The 19,391-nt window shown below is 47.6% G+C and carries 22 protein-coding genes; 3 read left to right on the top strand and 19 right to left on the bottom strand.

The window, feature by feature from the left end:
• Window positions 1-78 precede the first annotated feature (78 nt).
• The 3 genes from EKO24_RS00155 (at window position 79) to EKO24_RS00145 (ending at window position 2,403) form a co-directional block, all read left to right on the top strand.
• Window positions 79-684, top strand: a complete 606-nt coding sequence (locus tag EKO24_RS00155) for an MBL fold metallo-hydrolase (protein WP_127029636.1) — start codon at window positions 79-81, stop codon at window positions 682-684.
• A 151-nt stretch (window positions 685-835) separates the two neighbouring features.
• Window positions 836-1,267: a secondary thiamine-phosphate synthase enzyme YjbQ gene (locus EKO24_RS00150; RefSeq protein ID WP_127029637.1), complete on the top strand. Its 432-nt coding sequence runs from the start codon at window positions 836-838 to the stop codon at window positions 1,265-1,267.
• 125 nt (window positions 1,268-1,392) lie between these two features.
• Entirely contained in the window at window positions 1,393-2,403 is a 1,011-nt protein-coding gene (locus tag EKO24_RS00145; protein ID WP_127029638.1) for an NAD-dependent epimerase, read from the top strand.
• A 165-nt stretch (window positions 2,404-2,568) separates the two neighbouring features.
• On the opposite strand, the gene EKO24_RS00140 is transcribed toward EKO24_RS00145, so the two are convergent.
• The 19 genes from EKO24_RS00140 to EKO24_RS00055 all read right to left on the bottom strand — a co-directional run.
• Window positions 2,569-4,809, bottom strand: a complete 2,241-nt coding sequence (locus EKO24_RS00140; RefSeq protein ID WP_127029639.1) for a fused MFS/spermidine synthase — start codon at window positions 4,807-4,809, stop codon at window positions 2,569-2,571.
• 323 nt (window positions 4,810-5,132) lie between these two features.
• A complete protein-coding gene (locus EKO24_RS00135) occupies window positions 5,133-5,699 on the bottom strand; it encodes a c-type cytochrome (RefSeq protein ID WP_127029640.1) in 567 nt (188 codons plus the stop codon).
• Between the two features lie 259 nt (window positions 5,700-5,958).
• A complete protein-coding gene (locus tag EKO24_RS00130) occupies window positions 5,959-6,339 on the bottom strand; it encodes a ClpXP protease specificity-enhancing factor (protein WP_127029641.1) in 381 nt (126 codons plus the stop codon).
• Between the two features lie 9 nt (window positions 6,340-6,348).
• Window positions 6,349-6,954, bottom strand: coding sequence for a glutathione S-transferase N-terminal domain-containing protein (locus tag EKO24_RS00125; RefSeq protein WP_127029674.1), 606 nt, complete (start codon window positions 6,952-6,954; stop codon window positions 6,349-6,351).
• Between the two features lie 187 nt (window positions 6,955-7,141).
• On the bottom strand, window positions 7,142-7,861 hold the full coding sequence (locus EKO24_RS00120; protein ID WP_127029642.1) for a cytochrome c1: 720 nt from the start codon (window positions 7,859-7,861) through the stop codon (window positions 7,142-7,144).
• A gap of 1 nt (window position 7,862) precedes the next feature.
• Window positions 7,863-9,293, bottom strand: coding sequence for a cytochrome b (locus tag EKO24_RS00115; protein ID WP_127029643.1), 1,431 nt, complete (start codon window positions 9,291-9,293; stop codon window positions 7,863-7,865).
• Window positions 9,290-9,883, bottom strand: coding sequence for a ubiquinol-cytochrome c reductase iron-sulfur subunit (gene petA / locus EKO24_RS00110; protein WP_127029644.1), 594 nt, complete (start codon window positions 9,881-9,883; stop codon window positions 9,290-9,292). Before petA ends, EKO24_RS00115 begins: the two co-directional genes overlap by 4 nt.
• Before the next feature lie 264 nt (window positions 9,884-10,147).
• Window positions 10,148-11,224 carry a histidinol-phosphate transaminase gene (hisC, locus tag EKO24_RS00105; protein ID WP_127029645.1) on the bottom strand — a complete coding sequence of 359 codons (1,077 nt, stop codon included), beginning with the start codon at window positions 11,222-11,224 and terminating at the stop codon, window positions 10,148-10,150.
• A gap of 26 nt (window positions 11,225-11,250) precedes the next feature.
• Entirely contained in the window at window positions 11,251-11,400 is a 150-nt protein-coding gene (locus EKO24_RS22250) for a hypothetical protein (protein ID WP_154671564.1), read from the bottom strand.
• A gap of 71 nt (window positions 11,401-11,471) precedes the next feature.
• A complete protein-coding gene (gene hisD, locus EKO24_RS00100) occupies window positions 11,472-12,782 on the bottom strand; it encodes a histidinol dehydrogenase (protein ID WP_127029646.1) in 1,311 nt (436 codons plus the stop codon).
• Between the two features lie 269 nt (window positions 12,783-13,051).
• The gene (hisG, locus tag EKO24_RS00095; protein ID WP_127029647.1) at window positions 13,052-13,681 is read right to left on the bottom strand and encodes an ATP phosphoribosyltransferase; all 630 of its coding nucleotides are present in this window, start codon (window positions 13,679-13,681) and stop codon (window positions 13,052-13,054) included.
• Window positions 13,682-13,690: 9 nt separating this feature from the next.
• Window positions 13,691-14,956, bottom strand: coding sequence for a UDP-N-acetylglucosamine 1-carboxyvinyltransferase (murA, locus tag EKO24_RS00090; RefSeq protein WP_127029648.1), 1,266 nt, complete (start codon window positions 14,954-14,956; stop codon window positions 13,691-13,693).
• Between the two features lie 67 nt (window positions 14,957-15,023).
• Window positions 15,024-15,335, bottom strand: coding sequence for an STAS domain-containing protein (locus tag EKO24_RS00085; protein ID WP_127029649.1), 312 nt, complete (start codon window positions 15,333-15,335; stop codon window positions 15,024-15,026).
• Window positions 15,332-15,799: an outer membrane lipid asymmetry maintenance protein MlaD gene (mlaD, locus tag EKO24_RS00080; protein ID WP_127029650.1), complete on the bottom strand. Its 468-nt coding sequence runs from the start codon at window positions 15,797-15,799 to the stop codon at window positions 15,332-15,334. Before mlaD ends, EKO24_RS00085 begins: the two co-directional genes overlap by 4 nt.
• 1 nt (window position 15,800) lies before the next feature.
• Complete coding sequence (gene mlaE / locus EKO24_RS00075; protein WP_127029651.1) at window positions 15,801-16,583, bottom strand: lipid asymmetry maintenance ABC transporter permease subunit MlaE; 783 nt, start codon at window positions 16,581-16,583, stop codon at window positions 15,801-15,803.
• A gap of 34 nt (window positions 16,584-16,617) precedes the next feature.
• Window positions 16,618-17,445 carry an ABC transporter ATP-binding protein gene (locus tag EKO24_RS00070; RefSeq protein ID WP_127029652.1) on the bottom strand — a complete coding sequence of 276 codons (828 nt, stop codon included), beginning with the start codon at window positions 17,443-17,445 and terminating at the stop codon, window positions 16,618-16,620.
• Between the two features lie 296 nt (window positions 17,446-17,741).
• Window positions 17,742-18,185 (bottom strand): host attachment protein, encoded by a 444-nt coding sequence (locus EKO24_RS00065; protein ID WP_127029653.1) that lies wholly within the window; start codon window positions 18,183-18,185, stop codon window positions 17,742-17,744.
• Window positions 18,186-18,347: 162 nt separating this feature from the next.
• A complete protein-coding gene (locus tag EKO24_RS00060) occupies window positions 18,348-19,088 on the bottom strand; it encodes a response regulator (protein WP_127029654.1) in 741 nt (246 codons plus the stop codon).
• 15 nt (window positions 19,089-19,103) lie between these two features.
• Window positions 19,104-19,391 (bottom strand): hypothetical protein (locus EKO24_RS00055; RefSeq protein WP_206667180.1); only part of this gene is annotated, 288 nt, incomplete at its 5' end.

Below are 19,391 nucleotides of genomic sequence, written 5' to 3'. Positions count from 1 at the left end.
TATGGTACCGGAGATTGGTTAATCAATCGGTAGAATCGTAAGGCCGGGTGTAAACCATTAATGCAGAGGGTTAGAGCAATGAAACAATTACACAGAAAGGATCTGTTTGGCTGGTCGCAATTCAATCCGGAGCGAAACCTGGATTTTCATAGCGTGTTGTGGGTGCGCGACGGCGGTAATGTCGTCATCGATCCTTTGCCGATGTCCGAGCATGATCACAGCCATTTGCAAAGTTTGGGTGGAGTCAATTTTATCGTCATTACCAATAGCGATCATTGCCGCGATGCGGAGCATATAGCCGAAGTTACCGGCGCTGCGATCTACGGTCCGGCGGCCGAGGAGGAGACATTTCCGCTGGAGTGCGCGCGCTGGATTCATGATCATGAAGAGATTGTTCCCGGTTTGATTGCCTATCAGTTGAACGGTTCTAAAACGCCGGGAGAATTGGCGCTATTTTTGGAGCACAGCACGTTGATAACCGGCGATTTAATTCGTTGCCATATCGCCGGGGAGTTATGTATGTTACCGGACGAAAAGCTGGCAGATAAACGCAAGGCCATTCAATCGGTCAAACGCATTGCCGATGTGCCCGATATTAAGGCCGTCCTAACAGGTGACGGGTGGCCGTTATTCAATCACGGCAGCGAAGCGTTGCATCGTTTGGCAAGGTCATTGAACCATTAACTTCGGGCGTTGGAGTTACGCTTATTTTTGTCTCCCGGAAGACATATCTTCCGGGAGACAAAAGAGTGGGCTGCAAAATAAGACATAAATCTTTTTCCTCTACAATATGCCGTTTGGCGCGGCATCTTAAGATATACAGCAGGTTTTGTTAATGTGGATACAAAAAGAGTTTTCATTATCGGCAAAGAGCCGGGGATTTCATCTGATCACCGGTGAAGTCCTGAATGCTATTCCCGAACTGTCCGCCATAGAATGTGGATTACTGCATCTTTTTATCAAGCATACCTCAGCGTCGCTGACGGTCAACGAGAACGCCGATCCGACCGTGCGGATGGACATGGAAAGCCATTTTAACCGGTTTGTGCCGGAAGGCGCGCCTTATTACAAGCACGGCTATGAGGGCGAGGACGATATGCCCGCCCATATAAAAAACGCGTTGCTGGGCTCTAGTTGCACTATTCCTATAACCAAAGGCAAACTTAACCTGGGCATCTGGCAAGGCATATACCTGTGCGAGCATCGCAACCAGGGCGGTAGCCGGAGGATTATCGCCACTATTCAAGGGCAATCTCGAGCCGGCTAATGCTTGGCTATTGCTTGAATAAATAGAACTCTCTATCCTACGATGTTTTTTCTCGGTTCAGGCGCGCTTGATCAAGCGCAGCGATAAAGATTCCGCAGTAAGTATTCCAGGAAATGGAGAGAGTTTTGAAGATATTGGTAACAGGGGCGGCCGGATTTATCGGTTCGGCGCTTAGCCTTAAACTATTAGCGCGCGGAGATGAGGTCGTCGGCATAGACAATCTCAACGATTACTACAATGTCAATTTGAAACTGGCTCGGCTGGAGCGGCTGCGAAGCTATGATAATTTTAAATTCATCAAACTTGAAATTGCCGACAGGCCGGCAATGGAAGCCCTTTTCGCCCGCGAGCAGTTTCACAGAGTCATGCATCTTGCCGCCCAGGCCGGCGTACGCTATTCGATTACTAATCCTCATGCCTATATCGACTCGAATATAGCCGGCTTCATCAATATACTCGAAGGATGCAGGCATCATGCCGTTGAGCATTTGGCGTACGCTTCGTCCAGTTCGGTTTATGGCGGGAACACCAAAATGCCGTTTTCCGTGCATGACAATGTCGATCATCCGGTTTCACTTTATGCGGCCAGCAAAAAAGCCAATGAATTAATGGCGCATACCTATAGCCACCTTTATAACTTGCCGACTACCGGCTTGCGTTTTTTTACCGTTTACGGTCCTTGGGGACGGCCGGATATGTCGTTGTTCACGTTTACCCGCAATATTCTTGAGGGCAAACCGATCGATGTGTTTAATTACGGACATCACCGCCGCGACTTCACTTATATCGATGACGTTGTAGAAGGCGTGATTCGGGTAATTGACCAACCGGCTCAGGTCAATGCCGGCTGGGCAGGAGAACATCCCGATCCCGCTACCAGCTTTGCGCCCTACCGCTTGTATAACATCGGCAATAACAATCCCGTGGATTTGTTAATGTTTATCGAAACGCTGGAAAAATGTTTGGGCAAAAAGGGGGTAAAGGATTTTTTACCGATGCAGCCCGGAGATGTGCCCGATACTTATGCCGATGTGTCGGATTTAGAGCTTGATTTGGGGTATAGGCCGGCAACCTCGGTAGAGGATGGAATTGGAAGGTTTGTTGAGTGGTATAGGGAGTTTTACAAGATAGTTTGATTAGGGTTGTAAGTTAGGCAGCGAAGAACTATTGCTAGACAGCTCAAGCGGAACGGGGTTTGCCCCCGTTCCTAACGTTTTGGCCGCATTTGGGCAAAGTTATCCAGCACAAAACGTTTCTGGCGGGGCAACATGTCCCATCAGGCATACAATTTTGTATCTCTCTTATTTCCAGATACTGACAATATTAGTAAAGTCATCTGTCCAAGGCTTCATATCGAAATATAAAGGCATTTTTTGCCATTTGCCGAGACTGCTTAGCCGTAACGGTTCCAATGTTTCGGCTTGTTTTGCCATAACGACCCAATCGGTCGCAACAACCAGCGGAATTTCTTGCTGAGGTTTGAACTCCTGAATCAATGAGGCCAAGTGCAAGGCTTCCGCATTAATCGATAAGACTTTTTTCAGCGCCAGATGACGGTTGGTCATGTGAAATGCCAAGATGCCGCCCGGCTTGAGCTTTTTGAAATAAAGCTCAAGCGCTTCTTTGGTCAGAAGATGAGTCGGCACCGAATCGGAACTAAACGCATCCATGACCAATAAATCAAAATGTTGGTCCGGCTCTTTTTCCAGCGACAAGCGGGCGTCGCCGACGCGCATCGTGGCGTTGTGGGCGCACTGGCTCAGATAGCTGAAATAGCTGGGATTGCCGGCAATGTCTACGACAAGCGGATCGATTTCGTACAGCGTCCAGTTTTGCCGGTCTTTCGCATAACAAGCCAATGCTCCCGCGCCCAGTCCGACTACGCCGATATTCCAGGTCTGATCGGTATTGTCGAATTCTTTAAACAGTTGGCCCATCGGTCCTGGGCGGCTGTAATAGGTCAGCGGTATCTGGCTCAAGTTTGCAGCCAGACGTTGTGCGCCGTGTTTGGTCGTGCCGTGGAACAGCTCGTGGTAGCTTTCGGGCTTGCCTTGTTCGTCGGTTAGTACGGCTTCGCGAACGGCCAATACGCCGAAGAATGTGCGTTCCTGATACAGCGTATGCGATGACAGGCTATGTACGCCGAGCGCAAGGAAGATAATTGCGCCAGTCATTAAAGCAAAACCGACTGGGCGCGTCCTGAGCAAGTAGGTCAACACAGTTAAACCTATCAGGCTGATGACAATGACATCGAAATATTGGAGTAAATCATCGACGCTTGCATGAAGAACAAGCCCGGCAATAACCAGTAGGGCAGGGGCTATGATTTGCAGGAATAATCCGGCATTCCATGACGGCTTCAGGCCGGGGCGCAGCAATAAAGCGGCAACGATCATAATCGGGTACTCGTAAACCGCATTGAAGGTAAACGGTGCAACAAAGGTGTTGAACATGCCGCCCAACATGCCTGCAAACGACATGATCAGGTAGAAGGTGGTTAAATGCCGGGTGTGCGGACGTAACCGGGCCAGTTCTCCATGGCAGACCATGACCGCAAAGAAAAAAGCCAGCAGGTGTAAAATCAGGTAAGCCCAATAAGGCAAATCCGCCGGATTTATGAATGCATAAGCAATAAACGGCACCAGGAAAATCGGTTGCAGTTTGACCATTAACGGATGGATGCTATCGTTCCATTTAGAGAAAACGATAATAAACGACAGTAAATACAGCGTTAACGGGATAATCCACAGCAGCGGCACCGAAGCAATATCGGTGCTGATAAAGTTGGTCAAGCCGAGTAACAGGCTGGATGGCACGAAGGCCAGTGCAAGCCAGTGCAATTGGGTCGCAAGGCTGAGATTATTTTCGTCGGCAGTTGCATCCTGACCGGCCTCTTGCTGTTCGGTAATTTGCCGGTTTTTCCATAGCATAAAAGCGCAACCGGCAATCAGCAGGCAAAGGATCAGGTAGCCGATGCTCCAGTAACTTTTCTGGTTAGCCAAACCGATATTGGGTTCAAGCAGGAACGGATAGCTTAGCAATGCAATCAAACTGCCGGTGTTGCTGGCTGCATAAAGATAATAAGGATCATGGCTGGTATGGTGGCCGACATTGGCGAACCATTTTTGAATCAACGGTGCGGTGGTGGACACCACGAAAAAAGGCAAGCCGATCGCAAGAAATAGAGTCCAAAGCAGCCAAAAAGTCGGGTTACTGTCTGTCGGAGGCACGGTGTTTTCCGGCAAGGCTACAGGCAGTGCCAAAAAACTGATCAGTATTAGCGCTGCATGAATCTGGATTTGGCGGTGTTGGCTGTAGCGAGTGGAAAGATAATGTGCATATAGATAACCTAGAAACAAAATGCTCTGGTAAAACACCATGCAGGTATTCCAAACTGCCGGCGAGCCGCCGAGTAAAGGCAGCAAAATCTTCCCGAATAACGGTTGCAGCACAAACATCAGCGATGCACTGGTAAACAAGGTTGCGGCAAATAAGAAAATGAGGGATGGATTGCGGTCGGCTGCGGCTTCTGGATGGTTCATTATTTTTATAGGTAGCCCTAGGGCTTTTAATTTTTAATGCGCTAATGATATAGCATTTGCTGCTGGATGGGGATAGGCATCTAAAACAAGCGCTCTGTCTGGCGTATGCCGATAGGTGCAATAAAAAAGGCGGTATAAACCCGCCTTTTAGAAACCGGAATTCGACAATTTCCTTTAATGTTTTTCCGGCTTATTGCTTCAGCAGGCCGGCGTCATCGTTGTTCTTATCGTCATGATTATCCGGTCGTTTCGCAATAACGATTCCGCATAGGGAGCTAAAACGGCTGTTGAAAGTAAAAAATATTTCTGTTTTCTAAGCTGTGTTATAGCGACGCAAAATAAGCTGCTAATGCTTTAAAATCAGCTTCGGATAGATTGGCGGCTATAGCTTGCATCGGCCCGTTTTTACGCGTACCGGTTTTAAATGCGTTTAATTGCCGCTCCAGGTATTCAGGATATTGTCCAGCAAGTCTTGGAAATTGTCCGTTACCTTGCGCTTTAGCTCCATGGCAGCCTAAGCACATAGCCGCTTTGGTCTCTCCCGCTTTAGCCAACGTTGGCTCTCCCCCTGCTTTAACCGGCTGCTGACTGGAAAAATAAGCGGAAAGATCGTTGATGTCTTCATCGCTCAAGTGGCTTGCCATCGGTTGCATTATCGGATTGACGCGGTCTCCGGACTTGAAGGCCTTGAGCTGATTGACCAAGTAGATTGATGATTGCGCCGCTAAGTTGGGCCATTGCGCATTGCTGCTATTGCCTTTTTGACCATGGCAACTGGCGCAGTGGTCGGCTTTTTGTTCCCCGGCTTTTACATCGGCCGCGGAAACAGGTAACGCCAAAGAAGCGGATACGAAAAAAGATAAAATAAGAGACTGTTGTAGTGAGTTCATGATTCACCTCATAGGATAGGGTTAGGCTATCTGTCTATTGCTATCTATTGGGCATATTGTAAGAGCTTGCCTTTCAAGATAGGGCTTTAACTATACAGCTAAAAAGAGCGGCTGATAATAAAAATTATAAGTAGTGAAGACAGAATAACAAGCTTGCCTTTGGCAAACCAGGAAGGATAAATCTATGAAATTTATATTTTATAGACAGCGTAGAGGTTTAAGAAATTGCTATGCGTACGGGGACATAGCAATAACTCAATTATTTTACGATGCGTAAATTCGGTTTGGCTGCGGGCTTTTTTTCCGGCGGTGGCGGCTCATTGTCGTCATGTTCTTCTTGATCGAAAATCATGCCTTTGCCGTTTTCTTTGGCGTAAATCGCCAATACGGCAGTTACCGGCGTCACAATATGCATGGGCTTTCCGCTGAACCGGGCATTGAATTCAATTTCCTCGTTGCCGAGAGAAAGTCCCTGTATTGCTTCAGGTCTTATGTTTAAAACGATTTTTCCGTCTTCAATAAACTCTTGGGGCAAGATTGCGGAAGTATTTTCTGCGTCTACGAGCAGATGAGGTGTCAGGGAGTTATCGATAATCCACTCGTAAATCGAACGAATTAAATAAGGCTTTAAAGAAGTCATGGCTAGGTTTTATTTCAAAGGCTCGATCATTTCTTTTTCAGCATCGCTGAGGCTGCGTTTGAAGGCGGCTCTGTTAAAGATGCGCTGGGCGTAATTGGTGATTGCTTCATTCGGCGTCGATATGTCAATGCCGATGCTGGGTAAACGCCATAATAGAGGGGCAATGACGCAATCGATAAGCGAAAATTCATCACTCATGAAAAAGGGTCTCGCTGCAAAAATCGGAGAGGCAGACAGTATGCTTTCCCTGAGCATTTTTTTTGAGCGGGCTGATTTTTTCTCACCGGAAAATAAAATTTCATCGAGTAACTGATACCAATCCTGGTCGATACGTCTGATCAGCATTCTGGCATTTGCCCGTGAAACCGGATCCATTTGGTGCAACGGTGGATGCGGGAAGCGTTCATCAAGATACTCCATGATAATGCGAGAATCATAGAGAACCAGATCGCGTTCGATCAAGGTTGGCGATGTGCCGTTGGGGTTAAGCTCAAGTAAGTCTTCGGGAGGATTAGTCGGGTCATAATATTCTATGTCCGCTACAACTCCTTTCTCGTGCAAAACAAAACGGGCGCAGTGGCTCATCGCGCATGTTGGAGATGAGAAAAGCGTCATGACGGATTTACGAGTAATATTTGTCACGAATAACAACCTCTTTAAGACGTATAGGGCAGTAAAAAAGGCATTATAACATGATCGGCGAGGTTTTTATTTACAGTTGTTAACCGTGGAATGCCGACGGCGAAGTGCTTCGTCCGCCGGCATGTATGGCTTTGTGCCCCTGTTATTTCATCTGTCAGGACTAGTCGACGTCTTTCCAGTATTCCTTCTTCAATAGATACGCCACGACTGTAAACATAAAGATGAAGAAAATTACGTATTTTCCAATACGTTGCCTTTCCAACTGTACTGGCTCGCTGACATATACCAGAAAATTAACCAAGTCATTGACGAACATGTCGAATTCACCTTCCGACAATGTTCCCCGCTCTTTAAGAACTAACTTGGTGTATTCGCCCCATATCGTTTTTTTAGGTTCCGCATACTGTTCGCCTTGCAATTGCCAGAGTGGGTTGGGCATCGCAGTATCCTCGAAAACCAGGTTATTCACCCCTCTAGGGCTTTTGGGATCGATATAGTAGCTTTTTAAGTAGCTGTATATCCAATCGGCGCCACGAGATCTTGCAATTAATGACAAGTCGGGTGGTTGTGTACCAAACCATTTTTCCGCATCGTGCTTGTTCATAGCGCTGTGGAGTTGGTCATAGATGCTTGCGCCTTCCGGCGCAATGTCTTTTAGCATCATTTTTTGATCGACGCCGGTATCAAGGGCAATGCGCAGGTAACGAATATGCTTGATTGAATGACAGCCAAGACAATAGGTCACGAAGTGTTTCGCTCCCCGCTGCAACGAAGCATTATTGGACAGATCAATATGCGCCTTTTGCAACTCAACGCTTTCGGAGGCGGCAACCCCGAAAGACAACAATAACAATGAAAGTAATGCTACTAAATTTTTCATATTAATCCAGACTCCCTTTTGCTTTTTTTGCTAACCGGCTGATAACGTTGATTATGCCTTTAGGCCGAGGTCTTCTGGTGAAAAAAGAGCTTTTAAAAGCAGCATGACCAATTTCATCGCCTGCTGGTTTTTTTACTTCGGTAATTTCCTCAATCAATGCAGGCAGTTGTTCCTCAAGAGTATGTAGCTGCTCTTCAAGGCTATGTGCTTTGGTTAATCTTGTCGGCACTGGCTTGGTTTTTTCCCAGCGAGTGTAGATAGGCATTAACATGAAAAAACCAAAATAAATCGTGGTAAAAATCCGCGCAAAAACGGTTGCTGTCGGAGTTGCGGGTTGTGTGCCCAAATAACCCAAAGCCAGAAAGCTGATTACAAATAAGCATAAGGCTTTTTTGTAGATGCCGCCGCGATAACGAATTGATTTAACCGGGCTGCGATCCAGCCAAGGCAGCAGGAACAGTACGACAATCGCACCGCCCATGCCAATAACACCGGCAAATTTATCGGGGATTGCTCTTAATATTGCGTAGAAAGGTGTGAAATACCAGACTGGAGCAATATGCTCCGGGGTTTTCATTGGGTCGGCAGGGATGAAGTTTGCGTGCTCAAGAAAATACCCGCCCATTTCCGGCATATAGAAAATGACAGTAGCGAAAAATAGTAAAAACACGCCTACGCCAACCAAATCTTTAACGGTGTAATAGGGGTGAAAAGGAATGCCGTCGATTGGATGGCCCCATGGATCCTTACGTTCTTTAATTTCAATGCCGTCAGGGTTGTTTGAACCTACTTCATGCAAAGCCACGATATGCAGGAATACCAGCATGACCAAAGCCAAAGGCACCGCAATAACATGAAACGCGAAGAAGCGGTTCAAGGTCGCATCGGAAACAACATAATCTCCCCTGAGCCACAGCGACAAGTCGTCGCCGATCACGGGAATAGCGCTGAATAGCGAAATAATAACTTGCGCGCCCCAGTACGACATTTGTCCCCAAGGTAACAGATAGCCCATGAAAGCTTCCGCCATCAACGCGACAAACAGCAACATGCCGAAAATCCAGATCAGCTCGCGAGGATGCTTGAACGAGCCGTAAAGCAAGCCGCGGAACATGTGCAGATAAACAACGATAAAAAATGCCGATGAGCCGGTTGAGTGCATATAGCGGATCAGCCAACCCCAATTTACATCGCGCATGATGTATTCAACGGAGTCGAATGCCAATTTTGCATCCGGTTTGTAGTTCATCGTTAAAAAGATACCGGTTAAAATCTGGTTAACCAGTACCAGCAAGGCCAGTGAACCAAAGAAATACCAGAAATTGAAGTTTTTCGGCGCATAATAATGCGTCATGTGCTCGTTCCAGAGCTTGGCTAGCGGAAACCGCTTCAAAATCCATTCATTACATTCAGTTATGCGGCTACGTTTCATGCGCTTGCTTCCTCTTCACCGACAATCAACAGGGTATCGGTAATATAACGATAAGGTGGAATTTCCAGGTTAGTGGGGGCCGGTACGCCGCGATAAACGCGACCTGCCAAGTCAAACCAAGAACCATGACACGGACAGAAAAAACCGCCTTTCCACTTTTCGCCAAGATCGTGAGGAGCTATTTCGGGACGGAACGTAGGTGAGCAACCTAAATGCGTGCATAGTCCAACAGCAACGAAAATTTCCGGTTTGATAGAACGTGCCGGATTTTTGCTGGACTCCGGTTGAATGGATTCCTGAGAAAGAGGATCTCTCAGCTCATCATCCAGTGTTTTTAGCGTCTCAAGAACTTCAGGCGTTCTGTTGAGTATCCAGACCGGCTTGCCTCGCCATGCGACCCTGATTAATTGGCCTGGTTCCATTTTGCTCAGGTCAACTTCAACAGGAGCACCGGCAGCCATGGCTTTTACGCTAGGTTGCATTTGAGCAAGAAAAGGAACAGCTAAGTATCCTGTGCCGACTGCGCCAACCACGGTCAAGGCCGAGGTCAAAAACTGGCGTTTGGACTGATCGACGCCTTTATTATTCATTATAGAACTCTCCTGATATTAGTCTGCGCTTCTTAAGGGCGCATTGTTTTATACTACCAATATACCATTAGAGCTTATAAGATTTGAAGTGCTTATGCCGCCGGTTTTAGGATTTGGTAGTCATAAAAAATAGCTTAAAGCGATAGGCGGTATACAAGCCTATGATATTACATAATATTGTTTACTATTGAGTATCGCTGGAGCTGCTAAGTTTTTGTATGCAAATGACGTATATTTGATAGCTTGATAAGATAATATCTCTATTTATAAAGTAGCTAGGCTTTTTGTTAACGCGGCAATAAAAGCCGCGTTTTCTTCGGGTTTGCCTACAGTTACCCGCAAACAGTCAGTCAATAGGCCGGTTTGCGCATTAAGGTTTTTAATCAAAACGCCTTGTTGTTTTATCGATAAGAAGATTTCGCCGGCACGATTTTCAGGGGTTCTAAACAGGATGAAATTGGCGGCGCTGGGATAGGCGGTAATGCCGTCTAAGTTATTCAACTGATTAAAAACAATCGATCGTTCGGCGCAAATCTGTTGCGTTTGCCGATCGAACAAGTCTTTGTTAGACAAAGCGAAATCCGCGCTTATTTGAGTGAGGCAGTTAATATTGTAAGGCAGGCGGATTTTATGCAATTGCTCGACGATTTCCGGAGCCCCCGCAATGTAGCCGAGGCGCAAACCCGCCAAACCCAGTTTCGATACGGTACGCATGACCAGCAGGTTGTCGTATTGCTCCAGGCTGTCGATAAAACTGGCATTGGCAAAAGGCGCATAAGCTTCATCAATCACCACCAAGCCTTTGGCGGCTTTTATAATTTCTCTGATCGACGACTCGGAGAATAAATTTCCGGTGGGATTGTTAGGATAGGCCAGGAAAATAACCGAAGGCTGGTATTTTTCTATCGCGTCCAGCATGGTGGGTAAATCCAGGTCGAAGCTGTCGGCAAGCAACGGAATGCCGTGGTAGTTTAGCCCCAAGCAAAGGCTTAGCTGTTTATACATCACAAAACCGGGATCGGGCGCCAACACGCAGGCATTTGCCGGCAGCGCCATTAATAGTAATTGAATGATTTCATCCGAGCCGTTGCCCAACAACACGTCGAATTGCTCAGGTATCTGGTTTAAGCGTTTAATCGTTGCGCTCAGATGCTTGGCTTCAGGGTCGGGGTAGCGATTCATCGGGCAGTCTTTCAGCGTTTCCAACCAGCTTTTCTTAATATCTTCAGGCCAGCTGTAAGGGTTTTCCATCGCATCTAGTTTGATCAAACCGGTGGCGTCCGCAACTTTATAGGCGGACATTGCTAAGACTTCTTTGCGGAAAATGGAGGTAATTGGCATAGATTCGGTTTTAAACAGTTAAGGAATTAGAACATGGATAACGCGGATTTCGACGGATTGAAACGGATTTTACGTTGATTGGTCAAATCCGTTTTGCCCCGGCAAGCGCCTGCATCCATGCGGTGCGGCGTATCTACTTTGCCGGTGTCTGTTGATTCATCGCCAAGTAGACGCATTGGCTTTTAGCTTGTTTTTATACCCAAAGGGCATAAGTTTCGTTTGCGCAGGCAAGCTGCTCAACTCAGCTTTAGTCTGTTTTTATCCTGAATTCCGCCGATCGCGCATGGGCCGTCAGACTTTCGCCTCGGGCCAGGATGGATGCGGTTTTACCGAGCATATCCGCGCCGGCCTCAGAGCAGTTGATTAAACTGGAACGTTTTTGGAAATCATAAACACCTAACGGCGATGAAAAACGTGCCGTGCTGGATGTCGGCAAAACATGGTTCGGTCCCGCACAGTAATCGCCCAAGGCTTCGGCGGTATAACGGCCCATGAAAATAGCGCCTGCGTGGCGGATGTTTTTACATAAAGCTTCAGGGTCTTCAACGGAAAGTTCCAGATGCTCCGGCGCAATGACGTTAACTACATCGGCCGCCGCATTTAAATCGTCGACCTTGATCATCACGCCTCGCGTAGTCAGCGATGTTTTGATGATTTCGGCACGTTCCATCGTCGGCAATAATTTGTTGATGCTTTGCTCGACAGCGTCCAGATAAGCCGCATCAGGGCTGATCAATATGGCTTGGGCATTTTCGTCATGTTCGGCTTGCGAGAACAAGTCCATCGCAATCCAATCGGGATTGGTTTTGCCGTCGCAAATAACCAGGATTTCCGAAGGTCCGGCGATCATATCAATGCCGACTTGTCCAAAGACCAGTTTTTTAGCAGTAGCTACATAGATGTTGCCTGGTCCGACAATCTTTGCCACGGCGGGAATAGTTTCCGTGCCGTAAGCCAGCGCGGCAACAGCTTGCGCGCCACCGATCGTAAATACACGGTCCACACCGGCTATATAGGCGGCTGCCAGTACCAGTTGATTGGTTTCGCCGCCCGGTGTTGGTACAACCATGATCAATTCGCCGACACCGGCGACCTTGGCCGGTATCGCATTCATCAATACTGACGAAGGGTAGGCTGCTTTACCGCCGGGCACGTAAAGTCCTACGCGGTCTAGCGGAGTAATTTTCTGTCCAAGAACGGTGCCGTCAGCCTCTGTGTATTGCCATGACTCCATTTTTTGGTGTTCGGCATAAGCGCGGATACGGTCGGCGGCTGTTTGCAAAGCTTGTGCTTGCTCAGGCGCTAAGTTGTTCCATGCTGATTTAAGGGCATCCACGGACAATTGCAATTCTGAAGCCTGGGTAACGGAGTGATGATCGAAACGGTTAGTATATTCAATCACCGCTTGGTCGCCGTTTTTGCGGACCTCGGCAATGATAGACAAAACGCGCTGATGAATTTCCAGGTCGTCGGTTTCGTTAAAGGCCAGCAAATCTTTTAATTGCCGGTTGAAATCAGCTGACGAGGCATCGAGCCGGGTGATATTTATGTCGGACATAAGATAACCAAAATTTTAGAGTGTATTGATGTTATGTGTTGTCCACGAAAAACACGAAAGGCACCAAAAGTGGATTTATTACAGATTTAACGTTTCCGCTATGTCTAAGCAAAATAGCTGGGCTTAACCAATGCAAAACGTTTCGAATGGGGCAGTGTACCTCGCTCAGCTTGTGGCTCTATAGTAAACGCAATGCTCGAATGTCAGCAGAGCGTGGAAACGATGCGTTTTTCGTGTCTTTCGTGTTTTTCGTGGACAAAAATGAATTACTAAACTCTTTTCGCCAGCGTCTTCTCAAACTGATCCAGCAGCGATTGAATCGCCTGGTGCTTCATTTTCATCGCCGCTTTATTGACGACCAATCTTGAGCTGATGTTCATGATCAAATCGCGAGGCTCAAGATCATTGGCCTTTAGCGTATTGCCGGTATCGACCAAGTCGACTATGCAATCGGACAGGCCGACCAGCGGCGCCAGTTCCATTGAGCCGTACAATTTAATGATTTCAGCTTGTATGCCCAAGCCGGCAAAATAGCGTTCGGTTATCTTCACGTACTTGGTCGCAACGCGAACGCGTCCGGCAATCGGCGGCGCATCTTTATGCGCTGCCGTCATTAGCCGGCAGCAGGCGATATTTAAATCCAGCGGCTCGTACAAACTTTCGGCGCCGTGCTCCAACAGGATGTCTTTTCCGGCGATGCCCATATCGGCAGCGCCGTACTCGACAAACGTAGGCACATCGGTTGCGCGGATAATAACCAATTGAACATCGTCGCGGCTGGTTCGTAGAATTAGTTTACGGCAGGTTTTCGGGTCGTCAATCGGCGTGATGCCGGCCTCCGCCAGCAAGGGCAGGGCATCTTCGTAAATTCGGCCTTTAGATACGGCAATAGTAATCATAGTCTTACCTTATCTTGGCACGCGGCGAATCGTTGCGCCCAGTTGAGAGAGTTTTTCTTCAATATGATCATAACCCCGATCAATATGATAAATGCGGTCGACCAGTGTATCGCCTTCGGCCACCAGTGCCGCAATTACAAGACTTGCCGACGCTCTTAAATCGGTCGCCATAACCGGTGCGCCGGTCAGCTTTGCAGTGCCTGTGCAGATAGCGGTGTTGGATTCCAGCTTAATGTCGGCGCCCATGCGCATCAGCTCCTGAACGTGCATGAAGCGATTCTCGAACACGGTTTCGGTAATCGTGCCCACGCCTTCGGCAATCGTATTCATCGCGGTAAACTGAGCCTGCATATCGGTTGGAAAGGCAGGGTAGGGCGAGGTGCGCACCGAAACTGCCTTGGGTTTTTTACCGTGCATATCCAATTTGATCCAGTCTTCGCCGGTGGTTATATCGGCGCCGGCTTCAACCAGTTTTTCCAACACAGCGTCCAGAATATCCGGACGGGTGTTTTTCAGCTTGATGCTGCCGCCGGTAATTGCGGCGGCAATCAAATAGGTGCCGGTTTCGATCCGGTCGGGCAGAATGTCGTAGTGGATGCTTTCAACGCCCAGCTTTTCAACGCCTTCAATGGTCAGCACGTCGGTGCCTATGCCGGTGATTTTGGCACCCATTTTGTTAAGGAAGTGAGCCAAGTCGGTGACTTCCGGTTCCTTCGCGGCGTTTTCTATAATTGTCGTGCCTTCGGCCAACACGGCAGCCATCAGCAGGTTCTCCGTGCCGGTAACGGTGATTTGTTCGAGGACCAGACGGCAGCCTTTCAGTCGAGAGGCTTTAGCATGGATAAAACCGTTTTCGACAGTGATATCGGCCCCCATTTTCAACAGGCCGTTAAGGTGAATATCGACCGGCCGCGAGCCGATAGCGCAGCCGCCGGGCAATGACACATGGGCTTCGCCGAATCGGGCAACTAAAGGCCCCAACACCAATATCGAAGCGCGCATGGTCCTGACCAGCTCATAAGGTGCGACAAAGCTGTTGATCGTACTGGAATCGACTTCGATATTCATCTTCTCGTCAACGGTCAGATGCACGCCCATGCGGCCCAGCAGTTCCATGGTCGTGGTAATGTCGTGCAGATGCGGTATGTTGCCGACGCTGACCGGCGCTTCCGAAAGTAATGTAGCTGCCAGAATCGGCAGGGCGGCGTTTTTTGCGCCGGAAATACGCAGTTCTCCAGAGAGTTTTGCGCCGCCGGTAATAATGAGTTTATCCATATAAATTAAGGCTAAGGGTTTAAGGGTTAAGAACTAAAGATAGGCTTTTGATCTTTAGTTGCTGTTATTAATCGGTTTGAACTGCAAAATGGCTCGATTGATCGAAACCGCTGAGTTTTGCAAGGTTGAGCAATTGCTCGGGAATATTTTTAAAGCTTAACTGCGTCCTGTTTTGCCGGGCATATTTTATCCATTCGATCATTAGCGCCAGTCCCGCACTGTCTGTATTGGCAACGCCGCTGAGATCAATGGTCACTTCGGACGCCGATTTCAAGAAAGAAAATGATTTAAGCGTTTGCTTGTCGATGGTTGCAAAAGTTAAATCGCCGTCAATCACAAAGTGTCTGGGACCTTCTTTAATGATGTTCAGACGGCTCACTTTTTTTCTTCCGCGGATTTAAACAGGAACTGGCCGATCGCCTTTTCCAAAATGATGGCCGATTGGGTAATTTCGATTTTTCCGCCATCTTTTAAATACTCTTCGGAACCGCCCGCTTCCAGGTTGACGTATTGCTCGCCTAACAGGCCGGCAGTGAAAACGCTGGCGGTAGTGTCATCGGGCAGCGTGTTGTATTGTTTGTCAATGCTCAGTTTGACAACGGACTCGTAGGTTTTAGGGTCGAAAGTGATTGAACTGACTTGACCGATTTTAACGCCGGCCGATGAAACCGGCGATTTGACTTTCAGGCCGCCGGAGTTTTCAAAACGGGCTGTAACCGTATAACTGTCATGCTCGGTAAAAGAGCTTAAGTTACTCACTTGTAAGGCAAGAAAAAACAACCCGGCAATGCCTGAGGCGACAAAAAGTCCGACCAGCGTATCCTGGGTATTGGTGTGTTGCATGTTAATTATCTCCAAACATCAGTGCGGTCAGGATAAAATCCAAACCTAAAATACTAAAAGCTGAATTGACTACGGTACGTGTTGTAGCCCGGCTGACACCTTCGGAAGTTGGGATCGCGTCATAGCCTTCGAACAGGGCTATCCACGAGGCGACAAAACCGAACACAATACTTTTGATCACGCCATTGACAATGTCATCCTGAAAATCCAGGTTGGCCTGCATTTGCGACCAGTAAGCGCCCTCGTCAACGCCCAGCATGCCTGAGCCGACCATTTGTCCGCCGATGATTCCTACCGCGCTGAATAGCGCAGCCAATAAAGGCATCGATAATAATCCGGCCAGAAAGCGAGGGGAGATAATGCGTTTGATCGGGTCGACGGCCATCATTTCCATGCCGGACAATTGCTCGGTTGCTTTCATCAGGCCAATCTCCGCCGTTAGCGCGGAACCTGCCCGGCCTGCGAATAGCAGCGCTGAAACAACGGGTCCAAGTTCCCTGACCAGCGAGGCCGCCACCATGACGCCCAATGTTTCCTCTGCGCCGAAATCGGAAAGGATGTAATAGCCTTGCAGGCCCAAAACCATGCCGACAAACAGTCCTGAGATAGTGATAATCAAGAAAGACAGCACGCCGACCGAATACATCTGGTTAAGCAACAGCCTGGGACGTGGCAGTACGCTGAGTATGCCGGCAATAGTCTGGAGCAGGAAAAACGTGCCCCGGCCAAGCTTGGTGAAACCGGTGCGGGTGTTTTTGCCCAATTGCTGTAGGAGTTCAATCATAAATTAAGGTTCAAGGTAAAAGGTGCAAGGCAAATCAATAACGTCTGCCTGTCGACAACAAGTCATCGACATAATCTTTCGCCGGATAATGAAAATGCGCCGGACCGTCGGCGGCGCCGGTCATAAACTGCTGTACCCAGTCGGAATCGGATTGTTCGATTTCCTTCGGAGTGCCTTGGCCGACAATTTTACCTTCCGAAATCACATAAATATAATCGGCGATGGCTGCTGTTTCTTGGACGTCATGAGAAACCATGATGCTGGTCAGGCCCAGGATAGTATTCAGCGATTTGATCAGGTGAACCAATGCGCCTTTGGAAATAGGGTCCTGTCCGGTAAAAGGCTCATCGTACATGATCATCATCGGGTCCAGCGCAATAGCCCGAGCCAATGCAATACGCCTGGCCATACCGCCGGAAAGCTCGTTCGGCATCAGGTTGCGCGCGCCTCTCAAGCCCACTGCCTGCAATTTCATCAGCACCAGCGTGCGAATCATCGATTCGGGAAGATGGGTATGCTCGCGTAACGGAAAAGCGACGTTATCGAATACGCTCATATCCGTTAACAGCGCGCCGCTTTGGAACAACATGCCCATGCGTTTACGCAGGTCGTAAAGTTCCGATCTACGTAAGCGGTGAACATTGTTGCCGTCGACAATAATAGTGCCTTGCTCGGGAAACAGTTGCCCGCCGATCAATTTTAGCAAAGTCGTTTTGCCGGTCCCGCTTGGCCCCATGATAGCCGTAATTTTACCGCGCTCGAATTCCAGCGAAATATCGTCGAATATCTTCTTGTTGCCGCGGGAGAACGACAAGTTTTGAACAGAAACCAGGTTATTTTGCGGAGAGACGCTGTTATCCATGCGTAATTGGCTAATAATTAGAAATTTAGGCCAGCTATTTTCTATGACTAGTCCTTGTGAAGTCAATCTATTGTGCCGGTTGTGTTAGGGCAATGGTTATATATCTGATGTTGCGCATTGTCTGTTAGCGCCGTGAAACAGCCGCCTTACAGCGTTAAACGATCGCTCTGGTTAAGGGTTTGAGGTTAAATTTTAAGTAACTATTCACATAATACCACGGTAGGATGAACGCAAAACGTAGGAGTTTTAGCGTGCACGGTGGGCAAAAAAGCTTGCCCACCCGCGGGACTCGCTTATCAAATATTGGGTAAATGTTCCGGAAGGTGTTGGCGAATATCAGCGGAACTATGGGTAGTGATATTTTTATCGAGTTCAAAACAGACCCGTCTTTTTACCTGTTCGGACAAATGATTCCGCAGCAGGCCGAGAAAAGACGGTTCCGCGATAATCAATAATTGTTCAAACTTGTTTGCGTTGTGCGCATCCTCCAGATGCCGGGTAACGCGATGCGCAAAAACGTCGGCTTCGTGTTTTTTCGGATCGGTAGGCTGCTCAAACGCGTGTCCGCCGCCATCGGCGCTTTTGATTTTTCCAGGCAGGTCGGTCGTTATTTCCCTGTCAAGCAAGCGACCTTCCGAGTGAGAAAAGTCTTCAATTTCTTCCAAAGCAGAAGAGGGCGTGGCGGCAGTAAAAATGCGAGCGCGGCTGTTATCGGAAACGAGTATCCAGGTTGATTTCATGATTAATTCCTCTGCGACAGGTTTTGTTGAAAGAACACAGTGTGGGCTGTCCGGGGCATGTTGGCCCGATCAAAATGTTTTGAATCCGTTAAGCTTGTTCTTTAAGTTGGAAATTGCTGAAACGTTAGGAACCGGGTTTCAAACACCGTCCCGCTCAGGGTATTACGGCTTAGTTTTTTTAACAACCATGGCTGCGCAATTTTCCAATAACTCATCCTCTGCTTTTCGTTTTTCTTCGAATTCGTCATCCATCAAAAAGACGGTTGGCATCGGGCAGCTTGATTTATATAAGTGGCACTCCGCCGGCCTGTCGGTAGAACGATCAAGGAAAACAGAGACCTCATCACCATTCCCGATAAAATCATTCGAGATTTTGTAAGGTACATTCTTATGCACAACAACAGTCAGGTCGTGATCGCCGACTCCTCGTATATTTATCTTGCATAACCCTTGTTTAGCAAGATTCCGCAGTTCATCCGCATGTTTTTTGTCCATTGGCATCGCCTCTTCGATAGCAAAATTTCTTGGCTTGGTTATCAGATTATATAGCTTTATTGATAACGCATTGATTTTATAAAATAACTCGTCGGAAGGGCAGGGTTTCAGTGCAAAATCATCCATTCCCACTTCAAAGCATGCTTTTTTGTAATCATGATTGCTCGTATAGGCCATGATCGGAAAATAATTGGCGACTTTTCTTATGACCTTTGTCGCTTCAATTCCGTTCATTTTGGGCATTTCAACATCCATCAAGCAAAAATCATATTTGCCGTTATTTTTCTGTGCGAGTTCAATGGCCTCAATGCCGTTTGAGGCCATATCGAAATCATAGCCCCAGTGACTCATCAGCTCACTATGGAGCATTTGAATAATTGGGTTGTCTTCTACAATTAAAATATTCACTTCATTTTCCTTCGGCTACAAAATCGATTCAGTGGTATGTGTTTGCCATGTCATGATTTTTTTTCCGTTCTTTTCTTCTAGATTTTTTAGTGCGTTAGGAATAAGTGTCTCGCTAAAACCTGCTAAATAACACATTGCCATTAACGCATATAAATTATCATTACCAGACATCAAATCAGCAAAAACTATTCTCGATTTAATTAAAATAACAATCGCAAAGCTAGCAAGTATGGAAAATAGAAGACGTTGCCCCCCATAAATAGCATACTTAATGTTATCTAATTCCTGTTCTATCAATATTTC

This window comes from Candidatus Methylobacter oryzae (assembly GCF_003994235.2).
Classification (GTDB): Bacteria; Pseudomonadota; Gammaproteobacteria; order Methylococcales; family Methylomonadaceae; genus Methylobacter_A; species Methylobacter_A oryzae.
This window is presented reverse-complemented; position numbering and strand designations above follow the sequence as displayed.